Source organism: Nitrobacter sp. CN101, from assembly GCF_055390255.1.
Window position 1 is genome coordinate 4,181,958 of sequence record NZ_AP038833.1, and the last position, 18,259, is coordinate 4,200,216.

Below are 18,259 nucleotides of genomic sequence, written 5' to 3' on the forward strand. Positions count from 1 at the left end.
TCAATATGGTTCCTGCCTCCTTCCTACCAAATTGACGCCAAATTCAGGCAGTCTAGAAGGAAACTCAAAGTTCCCGGACATTTGGGAATGAAATGATTGTCACATCGCTTTTTACGAGAAGTGTCTTTCATCGGATCAGCTACGCCAGTATCGATCCTCCCAATTGCGCGATAATTTCATGCCGGTCAGGATCAATCCGGCCATGGAGTAGGTTTGCGGGAAGTTCCCAAACAACGCGCCGGTTTCCGGATCGATATCCTCCGATAACAGCCCGAAGCGATTGCGATGCGCCAGTGCATCCACAAAGGCCTCACGGGCTTCCTCGCGCCGCCCGAGCGACCACCACGCATCGATCAGCCAGAACCGGCAGATCAGGAACGCAGTCACGGGAAGACCGAAGTCATCTTCCGCCGCGTAACGCATTACATGCTTTTCGCGCAGCAACTCGCGCTCCATGGCAGCGACAGTCTTGATGAATCGCGGATCGTCAACCTCGCAAACGCCGAGTTCCGGTAGCAACAGTACGCTCGCATCGAGATCGTCGGATCCGAAGGCCGCGGTGAATGCCTCGCGCTTCGGGTTCCACGCGCGGTCGATCAGTTCGGCATGCAACGGATCAGCGATTGCATTCCAGTGCGCCGCGCGTTCTGGCAGGCCGAGCCGTTCCGCGATAGCCGCGAGCCGGTTGACGCCGGCCCAGCACATCGCTGCGGAGTGGGTATGGACACGCTGACGACCGCGATATTCCCAGATGCCGGCATCACTTGTCATCGCAACGCGGGCCGCCTTGTTGCCGAGCGATTCAAGCAGCGTGAATAGGCTTTCGTCACCGGGACGCGGTAACCGGCGATCGAAGAACAGCGGCAGCGCCGCCAGGATGGCGCTGCCATAGGTGTCGTGCTGCTTCTGGTCGACCGCGGCATTGCCGACACGCACCGGCCCGTCGCCGCGATAGCCTTGAAGATCGGCGGCAGTCCACTCATCTAGCGGCAGATTCGGGACCACGCTGTAGACCGGCTTGAGATCCTCCTCGGCATTCGATGCGAGCGAGAGCGTAAAACCGATGAAGTCCTCCATCGTCCGCGTCGCACCGACGCGATTGAGCGCCTTCACAACGAAATAGGCGTCGCGTAGCCAGCAATAACGATAATCCCAGGTGCGGCCCGAGCCGGGCGCCTCGGGAATCGAGGTGGTATGCGCGGCGATGATGCCGCCGGTTTCCTCGAAGTTGGATAGCTTAAGCGTGATGGCCGCGCGGATGATGGCTTCCTGCCATTCATAGGAGATGTAAAGGCGCCGCACCCAGCTCAGCCAGTAGGTTTTGGTTTCGTCCGCAAAACGCTGGGCGGTTGACGCCAGATCGCCGGGAAACGCTTCGTCGTTGCCGAAGACGAGATACATCGGGCGCGTCAGAACGAACGGCGTTTCGTTTTCGATCAGGGCCAGCGGCGCGTCGGTGGTCACGCGGATCGCGGTGCCGTCTTCTTCGAAATAGCGGATGTGGTTGCTGCCCATCGAGTGCCGAACCATCGGCTTGCCGTAGGCGTGCGTCGGCCGGATGCGGATGGTGATCCGGGGCAGACCCGCGACAGGCTCGATGATGCGAAACAACTGCGGCGGCCGGAACATGCGGCCATATTGCCGGAAACGCGGCGCGAAGTCGGTGATACGCACGGCATTGCCGTGCGTATCGGTCAGGACGGTGGAGACGATCGCGGTGTTGCGAACATAGTCCGACTGAAAATCGGCCATGCCATCCAGCACGACATCGCTGAAACCCTTTTCTTCGTTCCCGGCGAGCAGGCGCGAAAATACCGGGTCCGAGTCAAAGCGCGGGAAACACCACCATACCAGCCGCGCGGTCGGATCGACGAGTGCCGCTGTCCGGCAGTTGCCGATGACAGCGAGATCGAGCCCATGATCGGTCATTCAGCGACCGCTCGTTCGTCGTCGAGCAGACGGGCCAGCCAGGCCCTGACGTTGCTGGGCGCTTGAAAATGGCCGTTCACGCCTTGAGCTCGCCGTCCGACGGAGAACGACAAGCCGTTCAGGTCTGGCATGATGGCAAAGACCGTTTCATCGGTTACGTCATCGCCGATGAAGACCGGCCGCCGTCCCTTGAACGGCTTATGCGACATCAGCTCGGTCACGCCGGTCGCCTTGGTAAATCCCGAATGCTTGATCTCGCAGACGAACTTGCCCGGCAGCACCTCTATGGGCGCGTTCGGCAGGTCGGCGCGTATTGCCGATACCTGATCATAGATCGCGCGCTCGACATCCGGCGCTTTTCTGAAATGAAGCGCCAGCGAGTAACCCTTGTTCTCTACCAGGATGCCGGGATGCAGTTCGGCGATCGCTGCAAACCGTTGGATTAAATCCGGGTTCATCGGCGGCGCATGCGCAGCTACGGCCTCGCTTTCGATCGAAATCCGCATCTCCGCACCGTGGCCACCGACAGCGGGAAACAGCATCGGTGCGAAGATCCGGTCGATATCGCTGAGCGATCGACCGCTGACCAGCGCCAGCGCGCCAGCCGTCCGCGCCAGCAGCCGCGACAGCGACGAAGCGAGCTTGGGAGGCACGTAAACCTCATGGGGCGACGGCGCGAGATCGAGCAGTGTGCCATCGATATCGAGCAACAGCGCAGATGTACCGAGCGGCAGCGCGCGAGGCTCGGGGTCGTCGGTCACGGAAGCGGTTTTGTTCGGCACGTTTTCCATTACATCCTGATTCATCGTGACTCCACAACGGCAAGCGGCGACGCTACCGACTCGAGCGACTGCCGCTCGGCAGCGATTCCATATCGCCAGCCGATCAGCGCGGCTGCGATCATTAGCACCGACCCGAAACAGTATCCGGCGAATACGCTGTCACGCGAGCCGCTGTCGATCAAGGCACCAAACAGCGTCGGGCCGGCGACGCCGCCGATTGCGGTTCCAACAGAATAGAACACCGCGATCGCCAGCGCCCGCACTTCAAGGGGAAAGGTCTCGCTCACGGTCAGGTAGGCCGAGCTGGCGGCCGGCGAAGCAAAGAAAAAGATGACCATCCACGCGATCGTCTGTGTCTGTGCGGTTAGGACGCTGGTGGCGAAGAGATAGCCTGTTATGGCGAGCAGAACGCCGGAGATTCCGTAGGTGAACGCGATCATCGCGCGGCGTCCGACGGTATCGAACAGCCGACCGAGCAGCAACGGCCCGAGAAAATTACCCGCCGCGAACGGCAGAAGGTACCACCCGATCCGCTCTGCCGGAATGTTGTAGAAAGTCGATAGCACCAGCGCGTAAGTAAAGAAGATCGCATTGTAGAAGAACGCTTGCGCGGTCATCAGCGCAAGGCCCACCAGCGAGCGTTGCCGATACGTTTTGAACAGCGTCCGCGCCACCTCGCGCAGCGGTGTGTGGCTGCGCATCCGAAGCTTGATCGTCGGCCAGACCCCTCCGGGGGGTGCGTCGGAATGGCGAACCGCTATCCATTCGATGCCGGCGACGATGCCCACCGCTTCATCCGGCCGTCCGTGAATCATCAGCCAGCGGGGGCTTTCCGGGATCCACAGCCGCATCACAAACACCACAAGTCCCAAGACTGCGCCGGTGAGAAACGCGAGCCGCCACCCTAGTTCCGGATCGATGATTTGTGGGTCGAGCAGCACGATCGCGCCTACCGCGCCAAGAGCGGCGCCAATCCAGAAACTGCCATTGATGGTCAGGTCGGTCCAGCCACGGTACCGCGCTGGCACCAGTTCCTGGATCGTCGAGTTGATCGCGGTATATTCGCCGCCAATGCCTGCCCCCGTGAGAAACCGGAACAGCGCGAAGCTGGCGACATCCCACGACAGCGAGGTCGCCGCCGTCGCGGCTAGGTAGAGCGTCAAGGTGACGAAAAAAAGTTTCTTGCGCCCGATGCGATCCGTCAGCCAGCCGAAGCCCAGCGCCCCAAGCACAGCTCCGACAAGATAGGCGCTGCCGGCGACGCCGATATCGAGGTTGCTGAAGCGAAGGGTGGGACTGTCCTTGAGCGCACCGGACAGCGCGCCGGCGAGCGTTACCTCCAGCCCGTCCAGTATCCAGGTGATTCCAAGGGCGGTCACGACCCGCGTATGAAATGGGCTCCAGCGCAGGCTGTCGAGACGCGCGGGAATGTCTGTCTCGACGATCCGGTCCTTCGGTTCCTGCAATGATAACCTTTCAGTCGTCAGAACGCGTTGCCCGGCCGGCTCTCCCGGCCGTTCGCAAGCAACGATGAAGGTTGAGCGCAATGCTCAGGGTCGCTCAGTCATATTCCAAGTGATATTCCACATGGTTCCGTCGGCTATCCGCCGCCGCTGGCAGGCCCTGTTCTCGCCCATTGGCTGACCAGAAACGCGCCACTCCGGTCCCTAGTTCCCCGATTTCGAAGGGCCTGTTGACCTCGTCCCCGTCGTTATTGATGTGCGTCCATGCCTTGAATAATTTTGAACGAACTTCCGCCAAGCGGCGTCAAATCAGGAAGTTCGGGCGGCAGGTCACCCATAGAATACCTATCGTGTGGCGGACCAATGAACAGGAAGGGAGATGATCATGTCGGTTCAGACGATTTCCGGAAAAAGGCTGAGGGTGGCCATTCTGGCGTCCGGCCTGGCTGTGATCGCCGCACCACAGGGCGCCTCGGCCGGCGACCTTTCCGCGCAGCAGATTATCGACGGACTTAAGACTTCGAAGACGCGTAGCCTGAGCGCGCCAACACGGCCAGCGCTGAGCCCCAGCGATCTGGATTTCGTCAGGAGCGTGCGCGGCAAGACCCGTTCTCTGTCCATGGGCGACCGCGATCACCTGGCTGAGATTGCCGCCCAGCGCCCGAAGATCGATCTGGATATCAACTTCGATTTCGATTCCGCGGCCGTGACGCCGCGGACCGAGCCGCAGTTGCACAGCCTTGGGAAGGCGCTGACGAGCGACGAACTGGCAGGCTCCGTCATCATGCTCGGCGGCCACACTGACGGCAAGGGATCCGATGCTTACAATCACGATCTCTCTGAACGCCGCGCTGAAGCCGTGAAGCGATTCCTTATTGAGACATATAAGATTCCCGCGGAAAATCTGGTCGCGGCCGGGTATGGAAAAGAGGGATACAAGAATTCTGCAGACCCGCTCGCTCCGGAAAACCGTCGCGTCGAGGTCGTCAACATGGCGGCGAAAGAGCAGGCTGCGAATAAATAATGCTGATATTGCCGTGCCGCGCTTATGCCGCACACCATGTCGCTCGCATGACTACGCAGCCCGATGTAGTCGTCGATGCGCTAGCCTTGTATTTTGCCTGCCGTTGACAGCTGCCGCGTCGTTGGTTTGAAAATGCGGATCGCGTAAGATAAGGTCACCACGGCGCGGGCTGGAACGGCGTCTGACTTTGGACGGTCGTCGCATGAACATTCGAGTTGCGGTGCTGGCCGTGTGGACGCTGACGATGGCGCTTGCGATGGCGCCGGCGGTCGCATCGGCCGCGACCGACGGAAGCACGCGGATTGCGCTTGTCATCGGCAATGCCGTCTATCCGGACAGCGAAGCGCCGCTCAAGGAGCCGGTTAACGATGCCCGCGATGTTGCCGCCGAACTCAAGCACGACGGCTTTGATGTCGAAACAGGTGAAAATCTGACCGGCGAAGCCATGCGCCTCGCGCTAAAGCGTCTATACACCCGCATCAAGCCTGGCAGCGTCGCGCTCATCTTCTTCAGCGGATACGGCATCCAGTCCGGACGCCAAAGCTACCTCATTCCGGTCGACGCACAACTCTGGACCGAAGCGGATGTGCGCCGTGACGGCTTCAGCCTCGAGACCATTCTGGGTGAGATCAACAATCGCGGTGCAGGAGTCAAGATCGCGTTGCTTGACGCCTCCCGCCGCAATCCGTTCGAGCGCCGCTTCCGCAGCTTTTCGGCCGGTTTGGCTCCGGTGATCGCGCCGAGCGGAACGCTGGTGATGTATTCTGCGGCGCTGAGTTCGGTGTCCAGCGATGCCGGCACCGATCGCAGCCTGTTCGTCAGCGAATTGCTGAAGGAGATCCGCGTCCCCGGCCTGACAGCCGAGGAAACGCTGAACCGCACCCGTGTCGGGGTGACGCGAGCCTCGCGCGCTGAGCAGGTGCCGTGGATTTCGTCGTCTTTGGCCGAGGATTTCCATTTTATTCCCGGCCGGGATGGCCAGCCAGATGTCGCAGCAACGCCATCGTTGCCGTCCAGCCCGCAGACCGAGGCTTTGTCTCCACCCGTTCCGTCGTCCCCGCCCGCACCGACGCCTGTTGCGTCGGCGCCTCCGACGCCCGAACCCTCATCGGACCAAGCCAAACCTTTGGCGGAACCTCCGCAGCAAACCCGGGATGACGGAAAGACCGCGCTGGCTTTGGCGGACGATCCAACGATCAAATCGCTGACGACCAGGATCGCCGCCAAGGCAGACGACGCCAACGCACTGTATCGGCGTGGGCAGGTCTATGCCAGCAAGGGCGCCTATGCACTCGCCATCAAGGATTTCGATGCGACGATCCGACTCAATCCGAAGGACGTTGAGGCCTACAACAATCGATGCTGGACCCGGACTGTGATCGGCGAGTTGCCGTCCGCGCGGCGAGACTGCGACGAGGCTCTCCGGTTGAGGCCGGATTTTGTGGATGCGCTGGACAGCCGCGGCCTGCTCAACCTGAAGAGCGGCGCGAACAAGGACGCGATCGCGGACTTCGATGCAGCGCTCAAGATCAACCCCAGGCTGACCTCCTCGCTTTACGGCCGGGGCCTTGCCAGGCAACGCAGCGGCGCTGTCGCGGAGGGTAGCATGGACATCGCCAATGCCAAGGCAATGGATCCGGACATCGCGAAGGAGTTTGCCGGATACGGCGTGCGCTGACGCCGTGTACCTGCACGGCGATGATTTTCGACCTGTTTGTTTTGCGATTGCTAATGCGCCGTATAGGTTGTCGCCGCATCGAGATACGCGGCCGTTCAATGTGAGAATTGCAGGGTGAGGCAACTTTCGGATTTAGAATTTCGGCCGCGATGCGCGCATAAGCTCGCCTCCGGCCTGTTTTTTGGCGCAATGGTGACGACTATCGGCGTCGTGAGCCCTTCGTACGCCGCCGACGACACCGGAACATCCGGAGGCGCCCTCGTGACGGTCGCCCGCGCGACCAATGCCTGCTTTTCCGACATGGTTCGTGTGACCGGCTTCGTTGTTGCGCGCCGGGAAGCGGTGGTCAGCCCCGACTCGGAAGGATCGCAGGTCACCGACGTGCTTGTCCGTGAGGGCGACACCGTCGTACTGAATCAGGAACTGGCCAGGCTGACGCCACCGCCCGGCGGAAAATCGGGATCGGCGGTGCGCGCGCCTGCTGCGGGCCTCGTCACCCAAGTCCGTACCGCCGTCGGAGCGCCGGCCTCGCTGCGAGCCGGGCCGATGTTTCGGATTGCAATCAATAATGAGGTTGAGCTGGATGCCGAGGTGCCGTCGATCCATGTGCTCAAGCTCAACCCGGGCGCGAGCGCGCGCGTCAGCCGCGAGGATGGACCCGATCTGGTCGGCCACATCCGGTTGGTTTCGCCCGAGATCGATCGCAAAACCCAAATGGGTCATGTCCGGCTGTCCTTGAGCGAAGATCCGACGTTGCGGATCGGAATGTTCGCCCGCGCCAGCATCGACGCCAAGCGCAGTTGCGGCGTCGCCATTCCCCGCTCCGCGATCGATCACCTGACGGTTCAGGTGGTAAACGGAGATGTCGTGGAGACGCGGCGCGTTCGCGTTGGATTGACGTCCGACACCGCCGTCGAGATCCTGGAGGGATTGAAAGTCGGAGAAATCGTCGTGGCCGATGCCGGCACGTCGCTGCATGACGGCGATCGGGTTAAGGCCATATTCTCCGATGATCTCGATCGATCGCGAGCACGTTGATGGCCTCCAATATTTCCGCCTGGTCGATCCGGCATCCGCTCCCGTCCGTCCTCTTCTCGATAATATTGCTGATACTGGGCTGGGTCAGCTTCACCAAGCTCGCGATCACGCGGTTGCCGAGCGCGGATATCCCTGTGATCTCTGTGGCGGTCTCGCAGTTCGGCGCTGCGCCCGCCGAACTCGAGTCACAGGTTACCAAGACTATCGAGGATGGCGTCTCGGGCGTCGAGGGCGTTCGTCATATTTCGTCCTCGATCACAGATGGCTTGTCGCTGACCACGATTCAGTTCGCGCTCGAGACCAATACGGACCGTGCGCTGAACGACGTCAAGGACGCCGTGACGCGGGTCCGCGCCAATCTCCCGCAGAACGTCAACGAGCCGCTGATCCAGCGTGTCGACGTCATCGGGTTGCCGATCGTCACCTATGCCGCGATCTCGCCCGGCAAAACGCCCGAACAACTGTCATACTTTGTCGACGACGTGGTCAAGCGGGCATTACAAGGCGTCCGTGGCGTCGCCCAGGTCGAGCGCATCGGTGGTGTCGAGCGTGAAATTCTGGTGTCGCTCGATCCGGATCGCCTGCACGCTGTGGGACTGACGGCGGTCGATGTCAGCCAGAGGCTGCGTGGCATCAACGTCGATGTCGCCGGAGGACGGGCGGAGATCGGACAGAACGATCAGGCGATCCGGACCCTGGCCGGCGCCAAGACCATCAACGAGCTGGCAGGCACGATGATTTCTCTGCCGGGCGGCAGCGAAATCCGTCTCGACGATCTCGGCACGGTGACGGACACTATCGCAGACCGTCGGACCTTTGCCCGCTTCAACGGCCAGCCGGTGGTCGCGCTCGGCATCAAACGCTCCAAGGGAGCGAGCGACGTTGTGGTGGCGAAGGCTGTGCAGAATCGGATCGACGCGCTGAAAGGGCAATATCCCGACGTCGATCTGAAGCTGATCGACTCCTCCGTGGAGTTCACCAAAGGCAACTATGAGGCGGCAATCTCGACTCTGTTCGAAGGCGCGACGCTCGCCGTCATCATCGTTTTCCTGTTCCTTCGCGACATCCGCGCCACCATTATCGCTGCGATCTCGCTGCCGTTGTCGATTTTCCCCGCCTTCTGGGCGATGGACATTCTCGGTTTCTCGCTGAATCTGGTCAGCTTCCTCGCCATCACGCTTTCAACCGGTATTCTCGTCGATGACGCCATCGTCGAAATCGAGAACATCGTGCGCCACATGCGAATGGGCAAATCGCCCTACCGCGCCGCGCTCGAAGCGGCCGATGAAATCGGCCTCGCGGTGATCGCGATCAGCCTCACCATTATCGCGATTTTCGCGCCGGCTAGTTTCATGTCGGGCATCGCGGGGCAATTCTTCAAACAGTTCGGCATCACGGTGTCGGTGCAGGTGTTCTTCTCGCTGTTGGCCGCGCGTTTGGTGACGCCGGTGCTCGCCGCTTACTTCATGAAGGACCATCCGCATGATCCGCCGCCGCCGGGCCGCGTGTTGCGCGCCTATATCAGCCTCGTTACCTGGTCGGTGCGGCACTACATCATCACCGTCCTGATCGGCTTCGCGGTCTTTGCTGCCTCGATTTGGAGCATCAAGCTGTTGCCGCAGGGTTTCTTGCCGGCGCAGGACACAGCGCGTTCGCTGCTGGCGATGGAGCTGCCGCCGGGGTCGCAGCTCGCTCATACCGAAAAGGTGACGGAAGAGATCGCGTCGCGGCTGCGCAAGCGGTCGGAGGTGATGAGCGTATTCGTGGACGGCGGGCGCGTGCCGCCAGGACTGCAGGAGGTGCGTCGTGCATCCCTGATCATCAACTACACCCCGAAGCAAGACCGCAACATCACCCAGCGGGAACTTGAACTCTCGATCGGGGAGGAACTCGAAAGTGTTCCCGACATCCGTTACTGGTTCCTTGACGAGAATGGCTTGCGCGCGGTCTCGCTCGTGGTGACCGGACCCGACATCGGCATCGTCAGCAATGTAGCGAACGAGTTGGCGACGCAGATGAAGCGCATTCCGCTGATTGCCAATGTCACGCCTGAGACGTCGCTCGACCGTCCCGAACTCAGAATCCAGCCGCGAGCCGATCTCGCCGCGCGTCTCGGGGTATCGACCGAGCAACTCTCGCAAACCATTCGCGTAGCGACGATCGGCGACGTTGGCCCGGCGTTGGCGAAGTTTGATGCCGGTGACCGTCAGGTTCCAATCCGTGTGCAACTCGAAGAGGACGCGCGCTCCGATTTGAAGATGCTGGAGCAGATGCGCGTGCCGATCGGTGGCGGCCGCGGTCATGTCCCGCTTTCCGTCGTTGCCGACATCAGGCTGGATCAAGGCCCCACCAACATCAACCGCTACGACCGCGAGCGGCAGGCCACCGTCGCGGCCGACCTCGTCGGCACGGCCGCGCTCGGCGACGCGACCAAGAGGATCAACGGTCTGCCGGTGATGAAGACCCTGCCCAAGGGCGTGAAGGTCAGTCCTTCGGGCGACGCCGAGAGCCTGAACGAGCTATCTGAAGGATTCGCAACAGCGATCACGGCCGGATTGATGATGGTTTATGCGGTTCTGGTGCTGCTGTTCGGCACGTTCCTGCAACCGATCACCATCCTGTTCTCGCTGCCGCTATCGATCGGCGGCGCGATCATGGCTCTGCTGCTCACCGGTAAGCAGCTCACGACACCCGTCTGGATCGGCATCCTGATGCTGATGGGCATCGTCACAAAGAACGCGATCATGCTGGTGGAGTTCGCGGTCGGATCAATCCGCGGAGGCCGCGCGCGGGAAGAGGCGATCATCGATGCCGGCATGAAGCGCGCCCGCCCGATCGTCATGACGACCGTCGCGATGGTCGCGGGCATGATGCCGAGCGCGCTGGCGTTCGGCGCCGGCGGTGAATTCCGCTCGCCGATGGCGCTCGCGGTGATCGGCGGCCTGCTGTTTTCGACGATGCTCTCGCTCGTGTTCGTGCCTGCGATGTTCCTGCTGATGGATGATGTCGGCAAGTTCATCTGGCGCCACAGCAAACGGCTATTCACCTCGGGCGCGGAAGTCGCCGAGCCGGTAGCCGCAGAACAAAACCCGCCAAATTCCGTCTCGCTTCCGGGCGCCGAATAAGCGCTATAGCCGTTCCGCTTCTAACGGAATCAGAAGCGGGGTTCTCAGATTCTGATCTGACGCGCTTCTGGCGAATGTCAAATTCACTCCACTAGCCCTTTCGGGCCAGTTTGACACGACAACTCCATATTCAACGCGGAATTACATTGCTCTTCAATTTCTGACGGTTTGCATGCAAGGACACGCTGTTTCGAGATGGCAAGAGCATTAAAAATCGCAGGTGTCGTCGCAGCCAGCCTGATCGCGATCGTCATCGTGATTCTCGTAACCGGATTTCCTTCCGGTTACGTCGCGTCGCTGGTGCAGGACCGAATCGAGCGCGACACGGGGTACCGGATTGCGATCAACGGCACGATCGGAATTGACCTATGGCCTTCGCTCGGATTCGCGCTGCGTCATGTTACGTTCGATCGTCCTGGAAAGGCCGCGACGGATGCTCAGCTTGCTGTGAAGGAAATCCGTGCTGCTCTCGAGCTTGCGAGCCTACTCTCGGGGACTTTAAAGATTTCGGAATTGGCCATCGACCGTCCCACGCTGCGGGTGCCGCTGCTTCGTGAACGCGCCGGCAGCGGCGTTTCATCCAAGTCAGACCGGGTCGGAGAGACAGCGGAAGACAATACGGAATTTCCGGTTGACCGGGTGACGGTTTCAAACGGCGCGATCGTTTTCTTCGATCCGCAAACCGGCTGGGAGAATCGCGTCGATGATGTGAACGCGAGCGTGACGCTTGGTGCTGACCGGCGAATCAACATCAGGGGCCAGGCGCGCCCCGGCGACCGTTCGCTGACATTCACCATTGCAGCAACGCCGCCTGCAGGTTCGCGCGGTCGTCGAAATATCCCGGCCGAATTGAAGCTCGAGATCTTAGGTGCGCCGCCCCGCCGACTGACAGCCAGGGCCGAGGTCCGGATCAACGGGGAAATGCTTCTCATCAATGGCTTGTCCGGATCGTTCGACGACGGAAAGTTCAACGGCTGGGCATCGGTCGATCTTTCGAGCAAGCCGCTTGTAAAAGTCGATCTCGATTTTCAGCGGCTTGACCTCGGCGCACCAGCGAGCCAGCCTTCGGCACCGCGCTCCGGCGCGCAACCATGGAGCGATGCGCCGATCGATGTCAGCGGGCTAAAGTATGTCGACGCGCAGGCGACGATTTCAGCGGCGGAACTGAATATCGGCCGAGCGCGCTTTGCGCCCGCCCAGGTCGACGCCGCCATTGATCGCGGCGTGTTGAAAGCGTCATTTTCGAACCTCGGCGCCTATGACGGGCGAGCCAATGGCAGCCTGTCGATCGACGCGTCCTTGAACGATCCGTCCTACGCGCTGAAGGCTGACGTGAGCGGTGTTCGCGCGCTGCCGCTGCTATCGAGCCTTGCCGACTTTGACAATGTCGATGGCAGGATGCGGGCGACAGCCGACGTCCGCGGCACTGGCGTGAGTGCGCGCGCGATCATGTCGAGCCTTACTGGGACAGCTTCGATCGACGTCCGCGACGGCGCGATCCGCAACCTCAACATTGCGAAAATGATCCGTGCGTTGACGTCCGGTACTCTGTCGGGGTGGCAGGAACGCCCTGATCAGGCCACTGACATGTCGCAACTCAGCGCAACCGCGACCATCGCGAAAGGACAGGCCACCACGAACGACCTGTTTCTAACCGGCCCGCTTGTGCGGATGAGCGGCGCCGGCACCGTCGATCTCGGCTCGAAGATGCTAGCATTCCGGGTCGAGCCGAAACTCGTTATGACCACCGAGGGCCAAGGCCAAGGGGCGCGCGCCGATCCGATCGGCCTCGGCATTCCGGTTGTCGTGCAAGGGGCATGGAGTGAGCCGCGCATCTATCCTGACGTAGCCGGCATTCTGGACGACCCGGGCGCGGTCTATGCGAAGCTGAGGGAATGGGGGCAGGGATTGTTCGGCCGCAGCGGGAGCGGCAGTGCTGACCAGTCCGGCCCCAGCATCGGAGAGACCCTTGATACCTTGATCCGGCAAGGTCTCGGCGCAGGAACCGATCCCGCTCCTGACGAACCTCCCGCTTCTGACAAGCCTTCTCAAGGACCGTCGCACCAAAACGTGCCATCCCGAGACAAGCCGCCGCCTATCGATGAGATCATGAAACAACTGTTCGGCCGCTAGAGCGTTTTCGAGCGAAGTGGAATCCGGTTCGCGTGAAGAAAACGCGTCGAATCAAAAACATTGAGTCCGGTTCAACTGCGTTGAATCAAACTCTGTTGCAGGATCGCAATGGCGCGTCGGAGGTGGAGGCGCATTACCACATCGTCTGCCGCGCGCGCTCGAGCCACGCCTTGTCATATTCCTCGCCGCCGACGCGGCTCTTGCTCATCTCCGCGAGGATTTCTCCGGGCGTCGGCAAGCTCTTGAGATCGACGTGCCGGCCGGGATCCCAGAGATGCGAGCGGATGATGGCGCGCGCGCACTGAAAGTAGAGCTCCTCCACGGTCATGACGATGACCGAACGGGGCGTTTTGCCTTCGACGCCAAACGACGCGAGCAACTCGGGGTCGGCCGACACTAGAGCGCGGCCGTTGACGCGCAGGGTGGTGCCGGATCCCGGGATCAGAAACAGAAGCGCGGCCCTTGGATCGCGGATGAGATTTCGCAGCGAATCGACGCGGTTGTTGCCGCGCCGATCCGGAATAATCAACGTGAGATCGTCATGAACCCGAACGAAGCCGGGCAGATCGCCGCGCGGCGAGCAATCAAGCCCTTCCTCCCCGCAGGTCGCCAAGATGGCGAACGGAGAGCTTTCGATCAGCGCGCGATAGGACGGCGTGATCCGATGCGCCACCTTGATCGTCGCCGCCTCGCCCGGCTGGCCGTAAATGGCCTCGAGCTGCTCGATTGTCTCGATGGCGGTCACCACGATTGCTACTCCCTGCGCTGAGACGGCCTTTTCCACCCTGGATCGTCCGGTTGGATTGCCATCCTATACAGCGCGGCGCGTGTCTGTGAAACTGCGTGCCCCAAGCCTAGCGATGTTGTGAACCGTCCACGCGGCACCCTCATGGATCGCGCAATAGTTGTCGGGCAGGAGTCCGCCTCCATTCCAGCAGCGGCGCCGTCTCCCGGTTTGGCCGGATCGCCTTTGAGCCACCGGCACTCACGTGGTTACGCTGTCGACTTAAGCCGCATAATCCGGAGCACATCAAAAATCAGCACGATCAACTGCGCTCCGCCGTAAATCAAAAACGCTAAATAAAATTTCGGCTGCCCGCCGTCCGCGGCGGAGGCCAATGCTCCCGCTGCCACGGCAATTATGGCGCTCACGGCATTGACGCACACGGCCTTGCCGATTGTGTCCGGCCACTTCCTGGCAACCAGCCCGACCAGCCGTGATATCAAGTAGGTCGCCACCAAAGCCACAACGATAATAAAGAGCATCGATCCTCCGACTGAATCCGAAATGAAGTAAGCGACGGCCCGTCGCTAAATTACTCTCCTCTTTTTAGCGAAATGATGCAGGATATCTACTCTGGAGCCATAAACTTCCCCATACCGGATGCTGTTCGTTATCGCCTCTTTGGAAGAGATGATCGCCGCCTTCCGGAAGAAAGACGACAGCTTCCACCGCAAGGATCCTTGATTTTAGCTTCTTCTTGGCGGTTCTCTTAGCCAACGGTGTAGCGCGAAAGCCACGCTTTTGTGGGTGTCGGCTTCGTGACGGCGGGCCGTATGCCGCCGTCACGGGCGGTGACGATCATCGGGTCGTCATTGATTGCTGCGTGTCATCCCGGACCCGTCGGTCGATCCTGGGATCCGACCGGGTGGGCGCTTCAAGTATATCGACACGGTGCATTGCTTTTTTGGGTTGTCGCAAACGTAATTGCATATTGTGCTGCCACAGGCTCCACTACACTTGGTTTTACCCTCACACTGCTTTTTCACGTCGGCCTGTGTCGTGTTGAGCACCGTGACCGCCGATGCCTCGCTTGCAAAAAAACCGAAGACGGCAAGAGTAGTCATAGCGAAGATGAATTTCCGCATTTTAGCTCTCCGTCGGTTAAACGATGGTTCCAGACCCTTGTGCGGTTAACTCGGAGCTCCAGATTTCTGGTGATCCGACATCAGCCTCCGCGAGAAGCGCTAAATTATTGAGATTAGAACCAGTGAAAAGCGCGCCAAATTGGCGACAAACTTGCCAAGACAACCTAGCCAAGGCAGGTGCGCAGCGAGTTCTCGTCTGCCCAATGGCACGGTAAGAGTGCTCAGGCATGGCCAACACCACGGCATGCGTCGTCGGTCCGAAGCTTGCGCTAGCCATCTTGCTAACCGCGCCATACCAACACCGGCCATACAAATACCTTGGGTCAGAGACAACCTGCGGGCGGCCTCGGGAACCGAGGTCTGCTCGCATCAATTCAATATGTCCGCATTCTCGCCGCGATTGCCGTGCACCACGCTCCGATCGTGGGGACACCTGCACATTGTCACATCATGTTCACCAACCGTCGCTCGCGGGCCGCCGCGCCGTGTTACGCGCGTTTGCAGGCGCCGCCTGCACGTTGACTCTGGGCGCGTCCGTCGGTGGCTGCACCAGTGCCGCTCTCTCCTCTGGCGGCGCGACCTTCGATGCCGCCGAACTCTCCACCAATCCGACGCTTCTCGTCGCCACCACACGCAAGCCTGTGAACGGTGCGCGCGCCAAGCCCTGGTATGGGTCTGAACGAGCCGCGCGACTGAACGTCGCTCGCGCCAAGCTCACACCGCCAAGCGGGGGGCGCTTCTCACTCAATGCCGTCGGGCTGGACGATTGGCGCCTGGACGCAATCGAGCCGACCAGCCAAATCGGCGACCTCTACGCTGAGCCGGGCGGCACCCGTGACGTGCTTATCTACGTGCACGGCTTCAATCAGACCTTTGAAAACGCGGCGCTCGACGCCGCCCGCATCTCCGAAGGCATTCGCTTTCGCGGCGAGACCATGGTGTTTTCCTGGCCTTCGAAAGCGAGCCTGCTCGACTACGGCTACGACCGAGAGAGCGCGATGTGGTCGCGCGACGCGCTTGATCAAGTGTTGACCGGGTTGATGGCGAGTCCGGTCACTGGCCGCATCCACATCGTCGCGCATTCAGTCGGCACCATGCTGACGATGGAGGCGCTGCGCCAGATTTGCGCGCGGCAGCCGGCGGCAGGCGATCGCATCGGAGCCGTTGTCTTCGCTTCGCCCGACATTGACCTCGATGTCTTCACCTCCTCGGTCGAGCGCGTCGGCCCGCTCGCCGGGAAGATCACGGTCGTCACCGCTACCAACGACCGCGCGTTGGCTCTCTCGGGCTTCCTGGCCGGTGGCATCACCCGCGTCGGCGCTGCCGAAAAGGCCAAACTTGAGCAACTTGGGCTGCGCGTCATCGACGCCTCGGCGCAGGGTTGGGGTTTTATCAACCACGACCTGTTTCTGTCTAACGCGAAGGTCCGTCAGGTCATTCGACGCGCCGTTGACGGACGCCCCCCGGTTGGTTGACGGGGCCTGAGGCGGCGTCCTGACTGCGCATGATACCGCATTAGCGTCTGCTGATAGCGGCTGGCGACCACCCAACATGCGAGTGGTAATCTTAGATGACCACCGCCTATGACCGGATCGAAACCTGCGGAAACCTGTCGGCGCGGCATCCTGTCACGTCAGGCCAAAAAGCTTTATCAGAATGAGACTGACGACGAGCGCCAGCACCGTCGCCATGATCTTGATTTGACGCAAGGCTCTCCCGTTGTGAAAGGCGTTGCTAGCCGCGGCCATGAGGAGTTCGCGGTCCGTCATGGAATCGAAGTCGGGGTCAAGCGATTTGTCGGCCTGAGCTTTGGGCGCTTCGACGCGTGTCTGGTCGTGGTCGGAGGTCGTGGGAGTTGCCATATGAGACTGACTTTCGATCTTTCGACGGAGGATGAAGATCTGTGTCGGCAGAGGCGGCTTCGGCAGCTCACTTTAGATAATGATGGAGTGATCGCATGTCAGAAGCTGTGGTTAGCTCAAATGGATATGGTTACTGCAACGATGACTGCCTGCCTCTGTCATATCTGATAGCGCGAGCTGGACCAGTCACCATCCCGGATTACGCGGCTTTAGTTGGTTTGGCCAGATCTAAGGTCGTGTAGACCGACGACATGGGGCACCCCATATCTGAAAAGCGCGATGACGGGTCGTGGTTGAAGCGAGAGCGATTCACGCGCCCGACTTTAACAGAAGCGGAAAGACGTTGGGCGCATCGCTGCAATTGTCATCCTCACGTTGCGCTGGCGCTCGCCAAACAATCATCAATCGTGTCCCTCGTCGTGGCGATGGCTGAAGCAAGAAGTCGGGCCGTCAAATAAGGTTTTCTAGAATTGTCTTCGAGAGTCCGACGCAATCAACCGGAGAGGAAGCGAGTTGAGTCAAGAGCTTTACGTTCAAAGCTGCGCGCGATGCTCGAAAGTGAAATCCCTATGCGGAACGCGCAGGGGTGCCCCGACGCTGGCGTGGGAAGTAAATGGAGCGATGTATAGTAAGACATACATTCCCTTTGACGGAAGAAAACTCGCCGGAAGGCCGGCGGCTTGCGTCGCGGATCGTCGTCCGAACGATTGATGCGCGTGAAGGGGAATTCAGAAAGAAAAGAAAATGATGACAGATGCAGATAAAATAGGGTTTGGAAATCGCCTTGCAAAACTTGTCGCTGACAAGCATTGGACAGAAGCGGAATTTGCCCGCAAGGCATCGAAGTTGTTTCGCGGCACCCAGGATTTCCGCCGTTGCGATATCTCACTCTACATGCGCGGCATTCGTTTTCCGGATCCTTCGCGCCTGAAGGCGATTTGCGACACGCTCGGAGTTGAAGAAAAAGCGCTGAAACAAAAGTTCGCGTCGACGTAAGGCACGAGTCGAAGCAAAACCCCGCTCCGGCGGGGTTTCTCGTGCTATCTGCAGAGATTGAGGTTGGTTGAGAGCGTGAGCTTATTGCCGCGCGGCCATGGCATGGTCGATCGACCGGGTCGACGCGACTGAATTGACGTCGCTGGTCCTGAAAGGCTTCCCCTATCCGATCGCAGCCGTCGAGATTCATCGCTGGCGAGAGCACGCCGAGCGCGGGCCTATACGCTCGGGCGCAGGCCGGGTTGCATGAAGCTTGTCGCGCTTCCGATCGTGCCGGTTGTTGAAACACGATCGTGGCTTGATTATAGCGTTCTCAAGCGAAGCGGGATCGCATTCTCGCGGCGATTTTCCCGGAAAGAG

The 18,259-nt window shown here is 60.6% G+C and carries 14 protein-coding genes; 8 read left to right on the forward strand and 6 right to left on the reverse strand.

Annotated elements, in window-relative coordinates; translation table 11 throughout:
- Nucleotides 1–135: 135 nt before the first annotated feature.
- Genes ACZ5IL_RS20890 through ACZ5IL_RS20900 form a run of 3 tightly spaced genes read right to left on the reverse strand, consistent with a single transcriptional unit; the run spans nucleotide 136 to nucleotide 4,177 of the window.
- Nucleotides 136–1,929 carry a glycoside hydrolase family 15 protein gene (locus tag ACZ5IL_RS20890; RefSeq protein WP_464594340.1) on the reverse strand — a complete coding sequence of 598 codons (1,794 nt, stop codon included), beginning with the start codon at nucleotides 1,927–1,929 and terminating at the stop codon, nucleotides 136–138.
- A complete protein-coding gene (gene otsB, locus ACZ5IL_RS20895; protein WP_464594341.1) occupies nucleotides 1,926–2,735 on the reverse strand; it encodes a trehalose-phosphatase in 810 nt (269 codons plus the stop codon). Before otsB ends, ACZ5IL_RS20890 begins: the two co-directional genes overlap by 4 nt.
- Nucleotides 2,732–4,177, reverse strand: a complete 1,446-nt coding sequence (locus ACZ5IL_RS20900; protein WP_464594342.1) for an MFS transporter — start codon at nucleotides 4,175–4,177, stop codon at nucleotides 2,732–2,734. Before ACZ5IL_RS20900 ends, otsB begins: the two co-directional genes overlap by 4 nt.
- A 382-nt stretch (nucleotides 4,178–4,559) precedes the next feature.
- Between ACZ5IL_RS20900 and ACZ5IL_RS20905 the strand changes: the two genes are divergently transcribed.
- The 5 genes from ACZ5IL_RS20905 to ACZ5IL_RS20925 all read left to right on the forward strand — a co-directional run bounded on the left by ACZ5IL_RS20905 (nucleotide 4,560) and on the right by ACZ5IL_RS20925 (nucleotide 13,172).
- A complete protein-coding gene (locus ACZ5IL_RS20905; RefSeq protein ID WP_464594343.1) occupies nucleotides 4,560–5,198 on the forward strand; it encodes an OmpA family protein in 639 nt (212 codons plus the stop codon).
- A gap of 202 nt (nucleotides 5,199–5,400) precedes the next feature.
- Nucleotides 5,401–6,876 (forward strand): caspase family protein, encoded by a 1,476-nt coding sequence (locus ACZ5IL_RS20910; RefSeq protein WP_464594344.1) that lies wholly within the window; start codon nucleotides 5,401–5,403, stop codon nucleotides 6,874–6,876.
- Nucleotides 6,877–7,065: 189 nt separating this feature from the next.
- On the forward strand, nucleotides 7,066–7,914 hold the full coding sequence (locus ACZ5IL_RS20915) for an efflux RND transporter periplasmic adaptor subunit (RefSeq protein WP_464594345.1): 849 nt from the start codon (nucleotides 7,066–7,068) through the stop codon (nucleotides 7,912–7,914).
- A complete protein-coding gene (locus ACZ5IL_RS20920; RefSeq protein WP_464594346.1) occupies nucleotides 7,914–11,039 on the forward strand; it encodes an efflux RND transporter permease subunit in 3,126 nt (1,041 codons plus the stop codon). Before ACZ5IL_RS20915 ends, ACZ5IL_RS20920 begins: the two co-directional genes overlap by 1 nt.
- Nucleotides 11,040–11,234: 195 nt before the next feature.
- On the forward strand, nucleotides 11,235–13,172 hold the full coding sequence (locus ACZ5IL_RS20925; protein WP_464594347.1) for an AsmA family protein: 1,938 nt from the start codon (nucleotides 11,235–11,237) through the stop codon (nucleotides 13,170–13,172).
- A gap of 133 nt (nucleotides 13,173–13,305) precedes the next feature.
- Here ACZ5IL_RS20925 and ACZ5IL_RS20930 read toward each other — a convergent pair whose 3' ends face one another.
- The gene (locus ACZ5IL_RS20930; protein WP_464596954.1) at nucleotides 13,306–13,917 is read right to left on the reverse strand and encodes a pyridoxamine 5'-phosphate oxidase family protein; all 612 of its coding nucleotides are present in this window, start codon (nucleotides 13,915–13,917) and stop codon (nucleotides 13,306–13,308) included.
- 248 nt (nucleotides 13,918–14,165) lie between these two features.
- Nucleotides 14,166–14,438 carry a hypothetical protein gene (locus ACZ5IL_RS20935; RefSeq protein WP_464594348.1) on the reverse strand — a complete coding sequence of 91 codons (273 nt, stop codon included), beginning with the start codon at nucleotides 14,436–14,438 and terminating at the stop codon, nucleotides 14,166–14,168.
- Between the two features lie 1,043 nt (nucleotides 14,439–15,481).
- Between ACZ5IL_RS20935 and ACZ5IL_RS20940 the strand changes: the two genes are divergently transcribed.
- Nucleotides 15,482–16,516 (forward strand): alpha/beta hydrolase, encoded by a 1,035-nt coding sequence (locus ACZ5IL_RS20940; protein WP_464594349.1) that lies wholly within the window; start codon nucleotides 15,482–15,484, stop codon nucleotides 16,514–16,516.
- Between the two features lie 153 nt (nucleotides 16,517–16,669).
- Here ACZ5IL_RS20940 and ACZ5IL_RS20945 read toward each other — a convergent pair whose 3' ends face one another.
- Entirely contained in the window at nucleotides 16,670–16,903 is a 234-nt protein-coding gene (locus ACZ5IL_RS20945) for a hypothetical protein (RefSeq protein WP_464594350.1), read from the reverse strand.
- A 747-nt stretch (nucleotides 16,904–17,650) separates the two neighbouring features.
- Between ACZ5IL_RS20945 and ACZ5IL_RS20950 the strand changes: the two genes are divergently transcribed.
- The gene (locus ACZ5IL_RS20950) at nucleotides 17,651–17,899 is read left to right on the forward strand and encodes a helix-turn-helix domain-containing protein (protein WP_464594351.1); all 249 of its coding nucleotides are present in this window, start codon (nucleotides 17,651–17,653) and stop codon (nucleotides 17,897–17,899) included.
- Between the two features lie 97 nt (nucleotides 17,900–17,996).
- Nucleotides 17,997–18,149 carry a hypothetical protein gene (locus ACZ5IL_RS20955; RefSeq protein ID WP_464594352.1) on the forward strand — a complete coding sequence of 51 codons (153 nt, stop codon included), beginning with the start codon at nucleotides 17,997–17,999 and terminating at the stop codon, nucleotides 18,147–18,149.
- Nucleotides 18,150–18,259 lie beyond the last annotated feature (110 nt).

Bases quoted from the DNA above. Each gene is read 5' to 3' on its own strand.
- ACZ5IL_RS20905 (WP_464594343.1), top strand. From the start codon at position 4,560: ATGTCGGTTCAGACGATTTCCGGAAAAAGGCTGAGGGTGGCCATTCTG.
- ACZ5IL_RS20910 (WP_464594344.1), top strand. From the start codon at position 5,401: ATGAACATTCGAGTTGCGGTGCTGGCCGTGTGGACGCTGACGATGGCG.
- ACZ5IL_RS20955 (WP_464594352.1), top strand. From the start codon at position 17,997: ATGGCATGGTCGATCGACCGGGTCGACGCGACTGAATTGACGTCGCTG.
- ACZ5IL_RS20950 (WP_464594351.1), top strand. From the start codon at position 17,651: ATGACAGATGCAGATAAAATAGGGTTTGGAAATCGCCTTGCAAAACTT.
- ACZ5IL_RS20945 (WP_464594350.1), bottom strand. From the start codon at position 16,903: ATGGCAACTCCCACGACCTCCGACCACGACCAGACACGCGTCGAAGCG.
- ACZ5IL_RS20890 (WP_464594340.1), bottom strand. From the start codon at position 1,929: ATGACCGATCATGGGCTCGATCTCGCTGTCATCGGCAACTGCCGGACA.
- ACZ5IL_RS20925 (WP_464594347.1), top strand. From the start codon at position 11,235: ATGGCAAGAGCATTAAAAATCGCAGGTGTCGTCGCAGCCAGCCTGATC.
- ACZ5IL_RS20920 (WP_464594346.1), top strand. From the start codon at position 7,914: ATGGCCTCCAATATTTCCGCCTGGTCGATCCGGCATCCGCTCCCGTCC.
- ACZ5IL_RS20935 (WP_464594348.1), bottom strand. From the start codon at position 14,438: ATGCTCTTTATTATCGTTGTGGCTTTGGTGGCGACCTACTTGATATCA.
- otsB (WP_464594341.1), bottom strand. From the start codon at position 2,735: ATGAATCAGGATGTAATGGAAAACGTGCCGAACAAAACCGCTTCCGTG.
- ACZ5IL_RS20915 (WP_464594345.1), top strand. From the start codon at position 7,066: ATGGTGACGACTATCGGCGTCGTGAGCCCTTCGTACGCCGCCGACGAC.